This window comes from Nocardioides sp. NPDC047086 (assembly GCF_040643685.1).
Taxonomy (GTDB): Bacteria; Actinomycetota; Actinomycetes; order Propionibacteriales; family Nocardioidaceae; genus Nocardioides.
The window spans coordinates 58,915-73,544 of sequence record NZ_JBEYUV010000024.1 but is presented as its reverse complement, the minus strand read 5'-3'; the positions used below and the strand labels follow the sequence as shown (position 1 = coordinate 73,544).

The following is a 14,630-nucleotide window of genomic DNA, read 5'->3' as shown; positions in this document are numbered from 1 at the left end:
GATTTTGCGTCAAGATGAGCCGACTCGGCGGGATTGGGCTCAGTCGGGGTCGGGGCGGATCCAGCCCTTGGCGAGACCCGCACGAACGATGGCGTCGGTAGCGGCACCGAGAGTCGTGCTCGCGGCGACGACGCCGGCCTCGCGGGCGCGGACGCGGGACTCGGTGGCGCCGGGCATGCTCCAGGTGCCACCGCGGTTGAGCCAGTTGAGGAGCATCGGCTCGAGGCGGTCCATGGCCTTGCAGAAGCGCGCTTCAGGAGTCGCCGCGGCCTCGAACTCGTCCCACAGGGCGCGGATCTCGCCGGCCTGGTCCGGCGGCAGCATCGTGAAGAGCCGGTCGGCGGCGGCGAGCTCGCGCTCGACCTGGTCGACGACGGCGGCCGGGTCGAAGACCGGGCTGTCGCCGGCGTAGATCTCGATCATGTCGTGGATGATCACGAGCTTGATCGCGTGCCCGACATCGATCGGCTCGTCGGCGTACTCGGCGAGCAGCAGCACCATCAGCGCCAGGTGCCAGGAGTGCTCGGCGTCGTTCTCGCGGCGGTCGGCTGCGGCCAGCGGGGAGGCGCGCAGGATCGTCTTGAGCCTGTCGGCCTCCGCGATGAACTCCAGCTGGGACCGCAGCCTCCCGCCGATCTCGTCCGGGAGCGGGTTCAGGTCCGTGATCAGATCGGCAGGCGAGTCATCCATGGGAGGACGATCGCATGCCGCGTACGCCTGGAGAAACTCGGTCAGCGAACCGACAGGGCCCGCTTGGAGCGGCTCACGTAGGCCGATCCCTCCGGGCCGACGACGGCGTAGGAGTCGCCCATGCGGGAGTTGTACTCCAGGTGAGCACGGCCCCAGAACATGCCGATCCGGATGCCGCCGTACATCCCCGGGGCGGTGAACCAGGCCTCGTCGGGGCCGCCCTCCTCGGAGATGAGCCGGACGTCGAACGTACGCAGCTGGTGCTCGCCACGGAACTCGGCGGTCAGCTCGGCGAGCGTCGTGTTCACGTGGTGGTTGACGGCCTCGAGGTTGTCCCCGAGCGGGGTGCCGGGGCGGAAGTAGGGGTCGAGCATGTCGAGCAGGTGCTCGTGACCTCGTCGCCTGGCGAGCTGGTAGGGCGTCTCGCCGTGGGCGGTGGGCAGCGACCGGACCCCGCCCAGCGAGAGCAGCTCCTGCACCGTCTCCCGCGGCGCACCGAGGTAGGCGGCGTGGTGGAGCGGCGTGAACATCGACTCGCCGCCGATCTTCCAGGTGTTGACGCCGACGGTGTAGTCGTTGCGCACCTGTGAGAGCGCGCGGCGCCAGTCGCCCTGCGCGGCCGCGTCGGTGAGCGAGTCCCTGGCCTTGACCGCTGCGGGCCCGTAGGCCTCGCGAGGCATCAAGATGCCGTCCCATGGCAACGTGGTGGTCATAGTTGAACTTTCGCAGAGATCAAGCGGTGGCGTGATGAAGTGCGACGATTCCACCCGAGAGGTTCGTCCAGGTCGGAGCCTGCCAACCCGCCACGGAGAGCATGTCGGCGAGGCCTGCCTGGTCGGGCCATGCTCGGATGGACTCGGCGAGGTAGACGTAGGCGTCCGGGGAGGACGATACCGCCCGAGCGACCGGCGGCAGCGCCTTCATCAGGTATTCCACGTAGACCGTCCGGAACGGCTTCCAGGTCGGGTGCGAGAACTCGCAGACCACGATCCGGCCACCGGGGCGGGTGACCCGGCGCAGCTCACGCAGGCCGGCCGCGGGGTCGACGATGTTGCGCAGCCCGAAGGAGATCGTGACCGCGTCGAAGGTCGCATCGCGGTAGGGCAGCCGGGTGCCGTCGCCGGCCGTGAACGGCAGGTGGGGCTTGGCCTTCTTGCCGACCTGGAGCATCCCGATCGAGAAGTCCGTCGGCACGACGGAGGCGCCCGCGTCCAGGAACGGCTGGGACGAGGTGCCGGTACCGGCGGCGAGGTCGAGCACGAGCTCACCCGGCTTCGGGGCGACGGCCTTGATGACCTCGCGACGCCAGCGTCGGTCCTGGCCGAGCGAGAGTACGTCGTTGGTCACGTCGTAGCGCTTGGCCACGGCGTCGAACATCCGACGAACCTCGCCGGGCTGCTTGTCCAGATCTGCTCGGGTCACGGGCTGATTCTGTCTCGGGTCGGTGTCCGGGACCGAAATCAGGCGAGCTTCTCGAAGATCTCGTCGGCGTACTTCGCCGCGTCTTCCTTCGAGGCGGCGGTCGCCTGGACGGTCAGGTCGTCGGACGCGTGCGAGCAGGTCGCCTGGGTCTGACCGGTCGACTGGTCGGCGCTGGAGTAGCAGACGTTGTCGCGCACCTTGGAGACCTCGCCACCGCCGTAGTAGGCGCTGCCGTCACCGGCGAAGGCACGGATCATCACGGACTTCTTCATGTCTTTGGTGATGTAGGTGCGCGAGGCCATCGAGAAGCCGAGCGCGTCGGACACGTTGCGGTCCTCGGTCTTGGAGCTGGCCGCGTTCTGCTTGATGAACAGGTCCAGCTGCTCCTCGGACGCACCCTGCTTCTTGATCACGTCGAGGTCGTAGGAGGACTTCTTGTCCGCCGGCTTGTAGCCGCCCGGCAGCGTCTCCGGGAGCGTGATCTTCACACTCGAGTGAGATTCGGAGTCGCCAACCCACCGTGGCAGGCCTACGCCCAGCACGACGAAGAGGGCCAAGGCGATGATGCCGAGGGTGATGCCGTTCTCTGCGATGAACGACTGCTCTTTGTTGGTACTCACGCCTGGGCACGCTACAACCCACATGGTGATGGATGGCAACTGGGGCGGATGCCACATACATCACTTCGACTCGTCCTCGCCGACACCACGCCGATACCCTGGGGGTGTGAGTGAGTCTGAGCAGCGGTCCCTGGTAGCCACCACCGTGGCCCTCGATGCCGGGTCGGAGACGCTCGACGACCTGCTCGCGCTGCTGCCCGCCCGCCGGCGCGTCCTGTCCTGGGTCCGCCACGGCGAGGGCCTGGTCGGCTGGGGCACCGCCGCCGAGATCCGTACGTCCGGACCGGAGCGGTTCGCGCATGCGGCCAAGTGGTTCGAGGAGCTGGCCGCGGTCTCGACGGTCTCCGATCCGGTCGACGAGCCCGGCACCGGGCTGGTCGGCTTCGGCTCCTTCGCCTTCTCGGACCTGCCGGGTTTCTCCGTGCTCAAGGTGCCCGCGGTGGTCGTCGGAAAGCGTGGTGACGTCGCCTGGGTGACCACCGTGGGCCCGGCCGCCGTGCCACCTCCTCCGCTGACGCCGGCCCCGGCGCCGGAAGCACCGCGCGACGTCGTCTTCGCCGATGCGTACGTCGACGGCGAGCACTGGATGCGGATCGTCACCGACGCCGTGAGCCGGCTCCAGCACGGAGACCTCGACAAGGTCGTCCTCGCCCGCGACCTGCTCGCCGCGGCCAGCGCCCCGATCGACATCCGCGCCGTGCTGCGGCGGTTGGCCGCTGCGTACCCGACCTGCTGGACGTTCCACGTCGACGATCTCTTCGGCGCGACCCCCGAGCTGCTCGTACGCCGCGAGCGCGGCCTGGTCACCTCCCGCGTGCTCGCGGGCACGATCTGGCCGACCGGCGAGGAGAACCTCGACTCGGCCCTCGCCGCCTCGCTGGCCGAGTCCTCGAAGAACCTCGAGGAGCACGAGTACGCCGCCAGGTCGGTCGCCGACGCCCTGGAGCCGCACTGCTCCTCGATGAACGTGCCCGAGGCCCCATTCGTGCTCAAGCTCCCCAACGTGATGCACCTGGCCACCGACATCACCGGTGTCGCCAGCGACGGGGTGAGCTCGCTGGACCTGGCCGCCGCGCTGCACCCCTCGGCCGCGGTCGGCGGCACCCCGCGCGAGGACGCCGTCGCGCTCATCGCCGAGATCGAGTCGATGGAGCGCGCCCGCTACGCCGGACCCGTCGGCTGGATGGACGCCACCGGCGACGGCGAGTGGGGTATCGCGCTGCGTACGGCCGAGATGATCGACGACCGCACCGCCCGCCTCTTCGCCGGCTGCGGCATCGTGGCGAGCTCCGACCCGGAGACCGAGCTGGCCGAGACCCAGGCCAAGTTCGTCCCGATCCGGGACGCACTGTCCTAACCTCCGTTCATGGAGAACTCGGACGGCCTCATCCGTACAGCCCTGCGCGAAGGAGAGGAGAACGCCGACCGGCTGGCGCGGACGCAGCTGCTCACGATTCCGTTCCTGATCGTCGCGATGATCTCGGTGCCGGCGTACCGGATCGTCCACGACGACGGTGAGGACGGCGACAGCTACGGCTTCTGGTCGGCGGTCGCATGGTTGGGCGACCGGCCTGACGACGCCCCGGGTGCCTACAAGCTGCTGGTCGTCGCCGCGGTGCTGACGATCCTCTTCGCCGTGGCGGCCGCGGTGATGGGCCTCTACTTCGCCTACTCCCGGAGCAACCACCCCGCCGTCGAGATCGGGATCGCGATCGTGTCGGGGGCGCTGCCGAGCGCCATCGCCGTGATCGGCGTGGTCGCGCTGCCCGAGGACTCCGCGGTGCAGATGGGCTGGGGCGTACTTCTTCCGGTCTTCCTCGGCCTGTGGCTCGCCAACATGGTCCGCTCCGACGTCTAGAGGCTCCGCGATAGATTCGGCGGCATGAGGATCACGAAGTTCGGCCATGCCTGTGTCCGGATCGAGCACGACGGGGCGGTGGTGGTCGTCGATCCGGGCGTGTTCACCCAGCCCGAGGCGCTGGACGGCGCCACGGCGGTGCTGATCACCCACGAGCACCCCGACCACTACAACCCGGCCCTTCTGGAGGGCAACGACGCGCCGGTCTACACCATCGGCGCGGTCGCGGCGCAGATCCTGAAGACGGCTCCGGCGGTCCACGAGCGGACCACGGTCGTGAAGCCGGGCGAGTCGTTCGACGCCGGCCTCCCGGTGACCGCGGTCAACGACAAGCACGCGGTCATCCACCCCGACCTGCCCCACTTCGACAACTCGGGCTACCTGATCACCGCCGGCGACCAGACGATCTTCCACCCGGGCGACGCGCTCGACGGCCCGGGTCAGGCGGTGGACGTACTCTTCCTGCCCGTCTCCGCCCCGTGGGCGCGCTCGAGCGAGCTGATCGACTTCGCCCGTGAGGTCGGCGCCTCCCGGACGGTCGCGATCCATGACCGGGTCTACTCCGAGGCCGGCTCCGGCATCTTCGACACCCAGGCGGCCGCCCTGATCCCGGCCGAGCGCGGCTACGTACGTCTCGCGGACGGGGCTGACCTCTGATGGCCATCGTCGCGGTTCTGTACGCCTACAACGACCTCCCCGACGTACGCGCCGAGCATCTCGACGCCCATCGCGGGTTCCTGGCGAGCCAGGACGACCTGGTGCTCTCCGGCCCGACCTCCGACGGCTCCGGCCTGCTCGTCTTCGAAGGCGAGCTCGCCACCGTCGAGGCGACCGTGGACGACGACCCGTTCCTCGCGGTCGGGCTGATCAAGGAGCGCCGCATCTTCGAGTGGACCCCGGTCCTCGGCTCCTGGAAGGCCCAGCTGGCTCTGTGAGGACCGGGGTCCGCCCCCGAAGGAATCACCCCCGGGCGAGCGCCTGGAGGCGGTCGTACGCGCCGTTGAACGTGTTCTGGTCCAACGGCGAGGAGGTGTACTGCCAGAAGGTGTAGTAGCCCCAGCCGGCCGGCAAGGTGCCCGGCGTGCTGGCGTAGCGCGCGATCCAGAGCGGGTGGGCGCTGGCGAACTGCGAGGTGTTGCCGGTGCAGGTCGTCCACCAGTCGGTGGTCGTGTAGATGACCGCGTCACGGCCGGTGCGGGCGCGGTAGCGGTCCAGAAACGCCGCGATCCACGAGCGCATCGAGGCCTGAGAGAGGCCGTAGCAGGTGCCGCCCGAGTAGGGGTTGTACTCGATGTCGAGCACTCCCGGGAGCGTCTTCCCGTCGGCCGACCAGCCGCCGCCGCTGTTGACGAAGTAGTCGGCCTGCACCGCGCCACCGGAGTCGGACGGGTTGGCGAAGTGGTAGGCGCCGCGGATGAAGCCCTGGTTGTACGACCCGTTGTACTGCTGCGGGAAGTAGGTGCTGTTCTTGTAGTAGGTGCCCTCGGTCGCCTTGACATAGGCGAACCGCTTCCCCTGACCCCACCAGTAGGCCCAGTCGACGTTGCCCTGGTGGCCGGAGACGTCGATGCCGCTCACGGTTGCCTGGGCGCTGATCGGCGGGGCGTTCCTGGTGCCGCCCTCGGCGTCCGAGCCCGACGTCGACCAGCCGACGTACGCCCCGTGCTCGAGGGTCACGCCGTGGGACCTCGCCATCTGAGTGAGGTGGCGCTCGTCCTTCTCGGCGGCACCGGCGGACTGGGTCGGGGAGAGGGAGATGGCGAGGAGGAGACCCGCGGTTATCGCGGTCACTCTCATGGATCTGCGACGCGTTGGACTCATGGGGCTAGGCCTTTCCCGAGGAGGAAACTTGCACTGTGAGACATCGTGGCTGGGAAACATGGTGCCGCAACCGATGTCCCCCGGGGAACGTTTCCGGTAAGCAAGTTACTCAACCAAATGGTTGACAACAGCGAGCGGGCCACCCTAGCCTTGTTGTCAACCGATTGGTTGAGGAGTACGAGATGAGCGACGACAGACTTTCCCGAGTCTTTGCGGCCCTGGCGGACCCGACCCGGCGCGACCTGGTCGCTCGACTCTCGTCGGCCGACGCGACGGTCGGCGAGCTCGCGGCGCCGTACGACGTCAGCCTCCAGGCGGTCTCCAAGCACCTCAAGGTGCTCGAGGACGCCGGCCTGGTGAGCCGGGAGTCGCGCCGCGCGCCCGTACGCCTCGAAGCGGAGGTGTTCGACCTCATGACCAAGTGGATCGACAGATATCAACAGCAGGCCGAGGAGCGCTACCAGCGCTTGGACGCACTGCTCGCCGAGATGCAGGAAGACCGACCAGCCCGAGAACCAGCACGAGAAGAGGACGCATCATGACCACCACGAAGAACCAGACCACGATCGAGGCCTCCAAGGAGACCCCCACGATCACCATCGTTCGCGAGTTCGACGCTCCGCCGGAGCTCGTCTTCCGCGCCCACGCCGAGAAGGAGCTGTACGCCAAGTGGCTCGGGCCTCGCGACGTCGGGATGCACATCACCGAGTGGGACTTCCGCACCGGTGGCTCGTGGGCCTACTCCGCCGAGCGCGACGGTGACGAGTTCACCCAGTTCTTCGGCAGCTTCCACGAGGTGCGCGAGAACGAGCGCATCGTGCAGACCTTCACCTGGCGCGGCGCGCCCGACGGGGCCTCGCTGGAGTACCTCACCCTCGAGCCGCTCCCCGGCGGTCGCACCCGGCTGACAGGCCTCAGCGTCGTCGAGTCCTTCGAGACGCAGGCCGCGATCATGGCCAGCGGCATGGACAAGGGCGTCGTCCAGGGCTACGAGCAGCTCGACGAGCTCCTCGCGGAGCTCTCGTGAGCGCCGCAGCCCTGAGCATGCGCGAGCAGCACGCGTACGACGCGGCCCGGTTCGCCGAGCTCGTCGCCACCGCCGCCCCCGAGGACTGGGCCCGGCCCAGCCCGGTGGCGGCGTGGACCGCGCTGGACGTGGTCTCGCACCTGGTCGGGTGGCCGCGCGACTTCCTCCGCGCCTCGGCCGACCTGGAGCTGGCGCCGCTCGATGTCGCCGCGGACCCGGTCGCCGCCTGGAAGACGCACACCGCCGACGTCCAGGGTCTCTTCGACGACCCCGCCGGCCGGATGATCTCCAACCCCCACATGGGCGACAAGCCGCTCGACGTGGCGCTCTCGGAGATCTACACACCCGACATCTGGATGCACTCCTGGGACCTCTCCCGCGCCCTGGGGCACGACTACGACCTCGGCGCCGAGCGTGCCGCGGCGATGCTGGCCGGCGCCGCCGCCATGGAGGACGCCATGCGCGCCTCGGGCCAGTTCGGCCCGCGTGTCGAGGTCCCCGCCGACGCCACCCCTCAGGAACAGCTCCTCGGCTTCATCGGCCGAGACCCCTACTGGGCTCCGTGACCCTCCTCGCCGAGTCGGCTCGTCATGACGGGCCGACTCGCGCTGATCAGGAGAGTGCGAGCGAACCGACGCCGGAGGTGTAGTGGGTGGCGTACGTCAGCTGCATCGGCTCGGCTCCGGGCGCGAGCAGGATCGTGGCGGCCTGCTGGATGTAGTCGCCCTCGACGTGGACGCTGACGTGGCAGGCGCGCTCGGCGGGGATCTCGAACGACACGGTGCCCCAGTAGACGACGTACTGCCGTCCGTCGATGCTCGCGATCGGAGGGAGCTTGCCCGGGTTGTTGGCCAGCATCACGTTTCCGCTGGTCAGGTGGAGCACCAGGATGCGCTTCGCGCCGGTGTAGTACTCGACGTAGGGCACCACTCCCGGCCACTGCGGCTGTTCTGTCACGAGGTCACTGTGCCATGTCAGGAACGGGCGAGGGCGCGGATGGCGAGGTCGAGGTCGCGGCGACCCGCTCGGGAGACCACGGCCTCGACGACCTCGATGCCGCCGTTCGGGGAGGCGAGGGCGGCCTCGAGCTCGGGCACGGAGGTGACCGCGAGGTGCGGGATGCGGTGGGCGGCGCAGAGGGCTTCGAGGGAGGTCCCGTGCGGGGTGCCGAAGAGGCGCTCGAAGCTGTCGGCGTAGTCGTCGGCGCCCTGCTCGAGGGAGGCGAAGATCGAGCCGCCGTCGTCGTTGGCGACCACGATGGTGAGGTCGGGGCGGACCTCCTCGGGGCCGAGCAGGAGACCACCGGCGTCGTGCAGGAAGGTCACGTCGCCCATCAGCGCGAGCGCCCGCGTCGACGACGCGCGGCCGGCGGCCGCACCGATCGCGGTCGAGACGATGCCGTCGATGCCGGCCAGGCCGCGGTTGGCGATCACCTTCCGTCGCCCGCCGACGCGGTTGGGCCGCATCATCAGGTCCAGGTCGCGTACGGGATTGGAGGGGCCGAGCATCAGCAGCCCGCCGTCGGGCAGGGCCCGGGCGACACAGCCGGAGACGTCGTACGCCGTCATCTCCTGCTGCTCGTGGAGCAGCCGGTCCACCTGGCGGCTGAGCTCGCGATCCGCTGAACGCCACTCGTCCAGCCACGCCGGATCGGGCTCGCCCTCGACGTGGAGCCGGGTGCTGATCGTGCGGTCGACCCGGAACGGGCGCGCGGGCCAGACGCCGCCGACCGGGGCCGCGATGACCTCGATGTCGGCGCGGGCGAGCAGGTTGGTGACCGGGCGGGAGAGGGTGGGGTGGCCGTAGACGACGACCCGCTCGATCCGTTCCGCGAGCGGTGACTCGAGCAGCAGCCGGTAGGAGCGCAGCGCGTTGTCGCCGGTGCGCGCGCCCGAGGAGGGCTCGGCGAACAGCGGCCAGCCGCCGTCCTGGGCGAGGATCCGGGAGGGCGGACCGGCGTCGTCGCCGGCGACGACGACCGTGCGCGGCGTCCCGGCACCGGTCGGGATCGACTCGTGGATCATCAGCTCCGGACGGACCGGCTCCGGACGGACCGCGATCTCCCCTGGCTGCCACCGGTCGGGCGGGGTCAGCGGGTCGTCGAGCTGGAGGTTCCAGTGGACGGGGCCACGTGCGGCATCGAGGGCGTCGACGTCATTCGCGGACGGAGCCTCGGCGAGGTCGACGGTCTGCACCAGCCGCCCGAAGATGCCGACCTGGTCGGTGACCTGGTTGGCGCCGGTCTCGCGGAGCCGGGCCGGCCGGTCGGCGGTGACGACGGCCAGCGGGACGCCCGCGTGCGCCGCCTCGAGGGTGGCCGGGTGCAGGTTGGCGACCGCGGTGCCGGAGGTGCACATCACCGCCGCGCGCGAGCCGACCTTGGTCAGGCCGAGCGCGAAGAAGCCGGCGGACCGCTCGTCGATCCTGGTGTGCAGACGCACGCGTCCCGCTCGCGCCGCGTCGAGGACGGCGAAGGAGAGCGGCGCGTTGCGTGATCCCGGCGCGACGACGATGTCGGTGACCCGTGCCTCGAGCAGAGCGGTGACGACCGCTCGGGCGAGCTCAGTAGCAGTAGGCATGCATCCTCCTCGGGGCGTTCCCGCCATGGCGGGAAAGTGGTCGGCTCACCGGAGCGCTTCCCGGTAGGAACGCACGTCCGCCAGACGCCGCCGCCAGAATTCCGTACGCTCCGGGGCGGCCCGCAGCGCCGGGCCGGCGAGCAGGCGCTCGGGGACGGGCGAGACCGGGAGCACCGGCAGGACCCCACCGGACGGAAGGAGCGGAGCGGCGGCGATGTCCTCGGTGAACATCGAGACCGTGCCGAGCCCGCAGGCGTAGGGCAGCTCGGGCAGCGCCGCCGCGAGCGCGATCCCGGCGGCCATCCCGACCGAGGTCTCCAGCGCCGAGGAGACCACGCACGGCAGCCCGATGTCCTCGGCGATCCGCAGACAGGCGCGTACGCCGCCCAGCGGCTGCACCTTCAGCACCGCCACGTCGGCGGCCTCGAGGTCGCGTACGCGATAGGGGTCCGCGGCCCGCCGGATCGACTCGTCCGCGGCGATCGGGACCTCCACCTTGCGGCGTACGTCGGCGAGCTCCTCGACCGTGGGGCAGGGCTGCTCGACGTACTCGAGCCCGCCGGCCGACCGGTCCAGCACCGCGATCGCGGCGACCGCCTCGTCGACCGTCCAGAGCCCGTTGACGTCGATCCGCACCTTGCCGCCGGGGCCGAGGGCGTCCCGGACCGCCTCGACGCGAGCGATGTCGTCGGCCAGGCTCTGGCCAGGATCGGCGACCTTCACCTTGGCGGTCGCGCACCCGGACCGGGTGACGATCTCGTGGGCGCGCTCCGGGCCGACCGCCGGCACGGTGGCGTTGACGGGCACGGCCTCGCGTACGGGCGCAGGCCAGTCCCCCGCGGCCGCCTCCTCGGCGCAGCGCAGCCAGGGCTCGATCTCGGGAGTGTCGTAGTCGAGGAACGGCGACCACTCGCCCCATCCGCCGGCGCCCTCGAAGCGATGTATCGAGCCTGTCGAGATGACGAGGCCCTCGCGCTCGGTGATCCCACGGAAGCGGGTCGTCATCGGCAGCGAGAAGACATGCAAGCTCATCGCGGCTCCTCGTCGCTCGTGGCCAGGCTCAGCAGGGCCTGCCGGTCGGGTTTGCCGTTGCCGAGGAGCGGGATCGCCTCGAGTGCGAGGACCTGCCGGGGCGCCCACGAACGCGGATGCTCCGCGGCGACCCACTCCCGGACCGCGGCGGCGTCGATGTCGCCGACGACGAAGGCGACCAGCCGCTGGCCCCACTCCTCGTCGGGGGTGCCGAGTGCCTCGGCGGCCTCGACGGCCGGGTGCTCGCGGAGCCTCCTCGCGACGAGCGCCGCCGGCACCTTCACGCCGCCGGTGATCACCATGTCGTCGACCCGTCCGAGGATCCGGAGCCGGCCGTCCTCGTCCAGGGTGCCGGCGTCGGAGGTGAGGAACCAGCCGTCGACCAGCGCTTCCGCTGTCTGCTCGGGGTCGTCCTGGTAGCCGTCGAAGAGCGTCGGGCCGCTGATCCGGACCCGGCCGTCGGCACCGACCACGATCGCGACCCCGTCCAGCGGCATCGCGTCGTAGACGCACCCGCCGCAGGTCTCGGCCGAACCGTAGGTCGCGACGACGTCGACCCCGGCCTCCTCGGCCCGGGTCCGCAGCGACGGGTCGATCGGGCCGCCGCCGAGCAGCAGCGTGTGGAACTCGGCCAGGGCGGCGAGGTCGTCACCACCCGACTCGACGATCCGGTGCAGCTGGGTCGGCACCATCGAGACGAACCGAGGCCCCTCGTTCATCGCCGCTGCGGCCTCGGCGAAGGACCCGTGGGCGGTGGCGATCACCGGCTCGTGGCCGGCCAGCAGCGAGCGGGCGATCACGTTGGCCCCGGCGACGTACGAATCCGGGAGCGTCAGCAGCCACTGCCCGCTCGCCCCGACCCGTCGCGCCGACGCCGCTGCCGACGCCTTCATGGCCTCTCGCGAGAGCATCACCCGCTTGGGCTTACCCGTGGATCCCGAGGTCTCCACGACCCAGTGCTCCGGCCCGCCTCCGGCGAGCCACTCGGCCATCGCGGCGACGGTGCTCTCAGCCCGTTCCACCGCGTCGTCCACACCCCAACGCTATCTCCTGGGGTTCGGGGGTTCGCGGCGGGCCGGCCGACGCTACCCAGCCCCACCGACCGCCTACTGGCCGCGGATGTTGAAGTCGCCCACCAGGCCGTGGTGGTCGGACTGCAGCTTGAACGTGGCGTGGCGGGTGGGGGTGGCGGTCGAGGTCGAGCCGAGGAGCCAGTCGATGGTGCCGCCGCCGTCGTGGGTGGCCCAGCCTTGGGCGGGCGCACCCAGGGTCTCGAAGGAGGAGGTCATCCCGGCCTTGGTCATCAGCGGTTTCGGGCCCCACGGATCCCCGTCGCCCCCATTGCGCGGGTAGGGCGAATTGAGGTCACCGGCGACGAGGACCGGGCCGTACTTCTGCAGCCCCTGCGCCAGTCCGGCGAGCTTCGCGAAGCCGCGCTGGGCCTCGTCCTTACGCGCCTGTGGGCTGTTGGCGGGCGAGGTCATGGTGTGGGTCGAGATCACCGAGATGCGCCCGGAGCCGTCGCTGCTCGCGAGGACCACCCAGGTGGCGTACCTGTTGTCGTTCTTGACGCCCGTCACCGGCTTGGTGAGCTGGACGGTGCCCTTGTCGACCGCCACCCAGCGGTCGGTGCGCCACATGACGACCGGACTCAGCGCCTGACTCCGACGACCGTACTCGTCCTCCGAGGCGCGGTAGGTGCCGTAGCCGCGCACCGAGACGTCGGAGACCGTACGTGACTGGGCCTCGTTCAGGGAGACGAAGTCGGGCCCGTGCTTGATGACCGCGGCGAGGTCGGAGCGGTACTTCGAGCGGGACAGGGAGACCTTGATGTTGGCCTGCGCCAGGCGCACCTGCGGGCCGGAGACTGCGGCCGGGGAGGCGCCGATCTGTCCCGCGCCGGGCAGGCCGCCGACCTGCTTGGTCGCCTCGAGCGTCTTGCCGATGTTCTTCTTCAGCCAGGCCGCGGGGTCGACCTGGTCCTGCAGGTAGCCGCCGCCGTGCGGGTGCACCTCGAAGTGGAGGTGGCAGCCGGTCGAGTTGCCCTCGCTGCCGACCTGCCCGATGACCTGCCCGGCTTTGACCGTCTGCCCCGCGGCCACCGAGAGCGACTGCATGTGGCCGTACCACGTGGTCAGGTTCCCGGGCGCCGTCTGCACCTTCACCAGCCAGCGTCCCGACCAGCCCCAGCTGCCGCCCGACTCGATCACGATGGTGCCGCCGTGGGCCGCCTGGATGGGCGTGCCGCACGGCGCGGAGTAGTCGTTTCCGGTGTGCATGTTGGCCCAGTTGGAGCCGGAGTTGCCGTAGTTGCCCTGGTCGACCGCGAGGCCGGCCTGGATGGGACGGATGACGCTGGTGCTGATCCCGGCCATGCCGATCGTGCAGGACACGTCGGTCGCGGTGGCCGCCAGGTCGGCGGCCGAGACCCCGTCGGCGAGCGCGGCGACGAGCGCCCGCGCCTCGTCTTCGTGCTGGGCGTACGCCAGGGGGAACGCCGAGCGCTGGACCGCCTGCGCGGCCGCGGTGACCTGCATCTTGCGCCAGCCCGGGATGTCCAGGAGGCCGGTGTTGCCGGTGTGGGCGGCCACGCCGTAGAACGCCTGGGCGGACTTGACCGGGTTCGTGATGTCGGCGACCGAGCCCCAGCCGGAGACCGGGCGCTGCTGGAAGAGACCCTGTGAGTCGCGGTCGCCGTAGTTGAGGTTGCGCAGGGTGCTCTCCTGCATCGCGGTCGCGAGCGCGATCACCCAGCCGTAGGCGGGTACGCCGGACTGCTTGCCGACCGCCACGATCGTCCGGGCGTTCTGGATCTGCTCGGTGTCGAACCCGGCGATGCTGCCCTCGGGGACCTCACCATCCGGCCCCAGATTTCCCGCCTGGACCGCGTTGGCCCCACCGACACAGCCCGACTCGGCCTGGTCCTGGGTGCTCTGCTCGGTGCTCGCCAGGCCGCCGATGAGAATCACCAAGGCGCCCGCGACCACCAGGACGAGCGTGGCCGCTCCGGCCACGATCCCCCAGATCAGACGCGCCTTGAAGATCCACATGTCAGCCGCCGGGGAGGATGTTCGCGACGTACCAGACGTTGTCGACCAGCGTCAGGTAGACGATGACCTTCGGACCGTCGGTGGCGACCTCGACGCGTGCCTCCCCGTCGTTCTGCTCGAGCACCTTGGCGGCGCCGACCACCTTGGTCGCCGGCACGGTCGCCGGGTCGGTGGTGCCAAGGGCCTGGGCCAGCGACTCGTCCGGGCGGGCCGCGTTGATCCCGGCCCACCACTGCTCGGTGGTCAGATCCGGACGGGCCCAGGCGACGACGAACTTGGTCGCCAGCGGGGTCGGGTCCGGGACGGGCGCCGGCGAGCCGGCCGCCGAGGCGCTCTGCTGTGCGGACGCGGCACCACGGTCGGGCTGCGCGGCCGGCTCGGCGTCGGGAGCGTCGCTCCACTGGGCGATCAGCCAGATGACGAAGACGATGCCGATGACCACCGAGAAGAACCGGAACGGCGACCTCATGGGCCACCTCAGCACCGGCGCGATGACCTCCCACAGCACACCACGCGTCGTTGTCGACCGCA

Annotated in this window: 18 protein-coding genes; 7 read left to right on the top strand and 11 right to left on the bottom strand. The window is 70.5% G+C overall.

The window, feature by feature from the left end; translation table 11 throughout:
* Positions 1-39 precede the first annotated feature (39 nt).
* From ABZ796_RS17750 to ABZ796_RS17735, 4 genes are read right to left on the bottom strand one after another with little or no spacing between them, the layout of a single operon-like run.
* On the bottom strand, positions 40-690 hold the full coding sequence (locus tag ABZ796_RS17750) for an HD domain-containing protein (RefSeq protein ID WP_357338577.1): 651 nt from the start codon (positions 688-690) through the stop codon (positions 40-42).
* 41 nt (positions 691-731) lie between these two features.
* Positions 732-1,403: an ankyrin repeat domain-containing protein gene (locus tag ABZ796_RS17745; RefSeq protein ID WP_357338575.1), complete on the bottom strand. Its 672-nt coding sequence runs from the start codon at positions 1,401-1,403 to the stop codon at positions 732-734.
* 19 nt (positions 1,404-1,422) lie between these two features.
* On the bottom strand, positions 1,423-2,112 hold the full coding sequence (locus ABZ796_RS17740; RefSeq protein WP_357338574.1) for a demethylmenaquinone methyltransferase: 690 nt from the start codon (positions 2,110-2,112) through the stop codon (positions 1,423-1,425).
* 38 nt (positions 2,113-2,150) lie between these two features.
* On the bottom strand, positions 2,151-2,732 hold the full coding sequence (locus ABZ796_RS17735) for a hypothetical protein (protein ID WP_357338573.1): 582 nt from the start codon (positions 2,730-2,732) through the stop codon (positions 2,151-2,153).
* 106 nt (positions 2,733-2,838) lie between these two features.
* Here ABZ796_RS17735 and ABZ796_RS17730 point away from each other — a divergent pair, with 106 nt between their 5' ends.
* From ABZ796_RS17730 to ABZ796_RS17715, 4 genes are read left to right on the top strand one after another with little or no spacing between them, the layout of a single operon-like run.
* Positions 2,839-4,089, top strand: a complete 1,251-nt coding sequence (locus ABZ796_RS17730) for an isochorismate synthase (RefSeq protein WP_357338572.1) — start codon at positions 2,839-2,841, stop codon at positions 4,087-4,089.
* Between the two features lie 9 nt (positions 4,090-4,098).
* Entirely contained in the window at positions 4,099-4,590 is a 492-nt protein-coding gene (locus ABZ796_RS17725; RefSeq protein WP_357338571.1) for a hypothetical protein, read from the top strand.
* A gap of 24 nt (positions 4,591-4,614) precedes the next feature.
* The gene (locus ABZ796_RS17720; RefSeq protein WP_357338570.1) at positions 4,615-5,247 is read left to right on the top strand and encodes an MBL fold metallo-hydrolase; all 633 of its coding nucleotides are present in this window, start codon (positions 4,615-4,617) and stop codon (positions 5,245-5,247) included.
* A complete protein-coding gene (locus ABZ796_RS17715; RefSeq protein WP_357338568.1) occupies positions 5,247-5,525 on the top strand; it encodes a YciI family protein in 279 nt (92 codons plus the stop codon). Before ABZ796_RS17720 ends, ABZ796_RS17715 begins: the two co-directional genes overlap by 1 nt.
* Positions 5,526-5,550: 25 nt before the next feature.
* Here ABZ796_RS17715 and ABZ796_RS17710 read toward each other — a convergent pair whose 3' ends face one another.
* Positions 5,551-6,387, bottom strand: a complete 837-nt coding sequence (locus ABZ796_RS17710) for a GH25 family lysozyme (RefSeq protein ID WP_357338567.1) — start codon at positions 6,385-6,387, stop codon at positions 5,551-5,553.
* Positions 6,388-6,593: 206 nt separating this feature from the next.
* On the opposite strand from ABZ796_RS17710, the gene ABZ796_RS17705 reads away from it, so the two are divergent.
* The 3 genes from ABZ796_RS17705 to ABZ796_RS17695 are packed head-to-tail and all read left to right on the top strand — an operon-like array spanning position 6,594 to position 8,004.
* Positions 6,594-6,953 carry a metalloregulator ArsR/SmtB family transcription factor gene (locus ABZ796_RS17705; protein WP_357338566.1) on the top strand — a complete coding sequence of 120 codons (360 nt, stop codon included), beginning with the start codon at positions 6,594-6,596 and terminating at the stop codon, positions 6,951-6,953.
* On the top strand, positions 6,950-7,438 hold the full coding sequence (locus tag ABZ796_RS17700) for an SRPBCC family protein (RefSeq protein WP_357338565.1): 489 nt from the start codon (positions 6,950-6,952) through the stop codon (positions 7,436-7,438). Before ABZ796_RS17705 ends, ABZ796_RS17700 begins: the two co-directional genes overlap by 4 nt.
* A complete protein-coding gene (locus tag ABZ796_RS17695) occupies positions 7,435-8,004 on the top strand; it encodes a TIGR03086 family metal-binding protein (RefSeq protein WP_357338564.1) in 570 nt (189 codons plus the stop codon). Before ABZ796_RS17700 ends, ABZ796_RS17695 begins: the two co-directional genes overlap by 4 nt.
* Before the next feature lie 46 nt (positions 8,005-8,050).
* Here the strand turns inward: ABZ796_RS17695 and ABZ796_RS17690 are convergent, their stop codons facing one another.
* From ABZ796_RS17690 to ABZ796_RS17665, 6 genes are all read right to left on the bottom strand, one after another.
* Positions 8,051-8,395 (bottom strand): hypothetical protein, encoded by a 345-nt coding sequence (locus ABZ796_RS17690; RefSeq protein ID WP_357338562.1) that lies wholly within the window; start codon positions 8,393-8,395, stop codon positions 8,051-8,053.
* A gap of 17 nt (positions 8,396-8,412) precedes the next feature.
* Positions 8,413-10,017 carry a 2-succinyl-5-enolpyruvyl-6-hydroxy-3-cyclohexene-1-carboxylic-acid synthase gene (gene menD, locus ABZ796_RS17685; protein WP_357338560.1) on the bottom strand — a complete coding sequence of 535 codons (1,605 nt, stop codon included), beginning with the start codon at positions 10,015-10,017 and terminating at the stop codon, positions 8,413-8,415.
* A 45-nt stretch (positions 10,018-10,062) separates the two neighbouring features.
* Positions 10,063-11,049, bottom strand: coding sequence for an o-succinylbenzoate synthase (locus ABZ796_RS17680; protein WP_357338558.1), 987 nt, complete (start codon positions 11,047-11,049; stop codon positions 10,063-10,065).
* Positions 11,046-12,083 carry an AMP-binding protein gene (locus ABZ796_RS17675; RefSeq protein ID WP_357338557.1) on the bottom strand — a complete coding sequence of 346 codons (1,038 nt, stop codon included), beginning with the start codon at positions 12,081-12,083 and terminating at the stop codon, positions 11,046-11,048. The genes ABZ796_RS17680 and ABZ796_RS17675 overlap by 4 nt, the downstream gene beginning before the upstream one ends.
* A 72-nt stretch (positions 12,084-12,155) precedes the next feature.
* The gene (locus ABZ796_RS17670) at positions 12,156-14,099 is read right to left on the bottom strand and encodes a peptidoglycan DD-metalloendopeptidase family protein (protein ID WP_357338556.1); all 1,944 of its coding nucleotides are present in this window, start codon (positions 14,097-14,099) and stop codon (positions 12,156-12,158) included.
* A gap of 1 nt (position 14,100) precedes the next feature.
* Positions 14,101-14,568 (bottom strand): hypothetical protein, encoded by a 468-nt coding sequence (locus ABZ796_RS17665; RefSeq protein WP_357338555.1) that lies wholly within the window; start codon positions 14,566-14,568, stop codon positions 14,101-14,103.
* Positions 14,569-14,630: the final 62 nt, after the last annotated feature.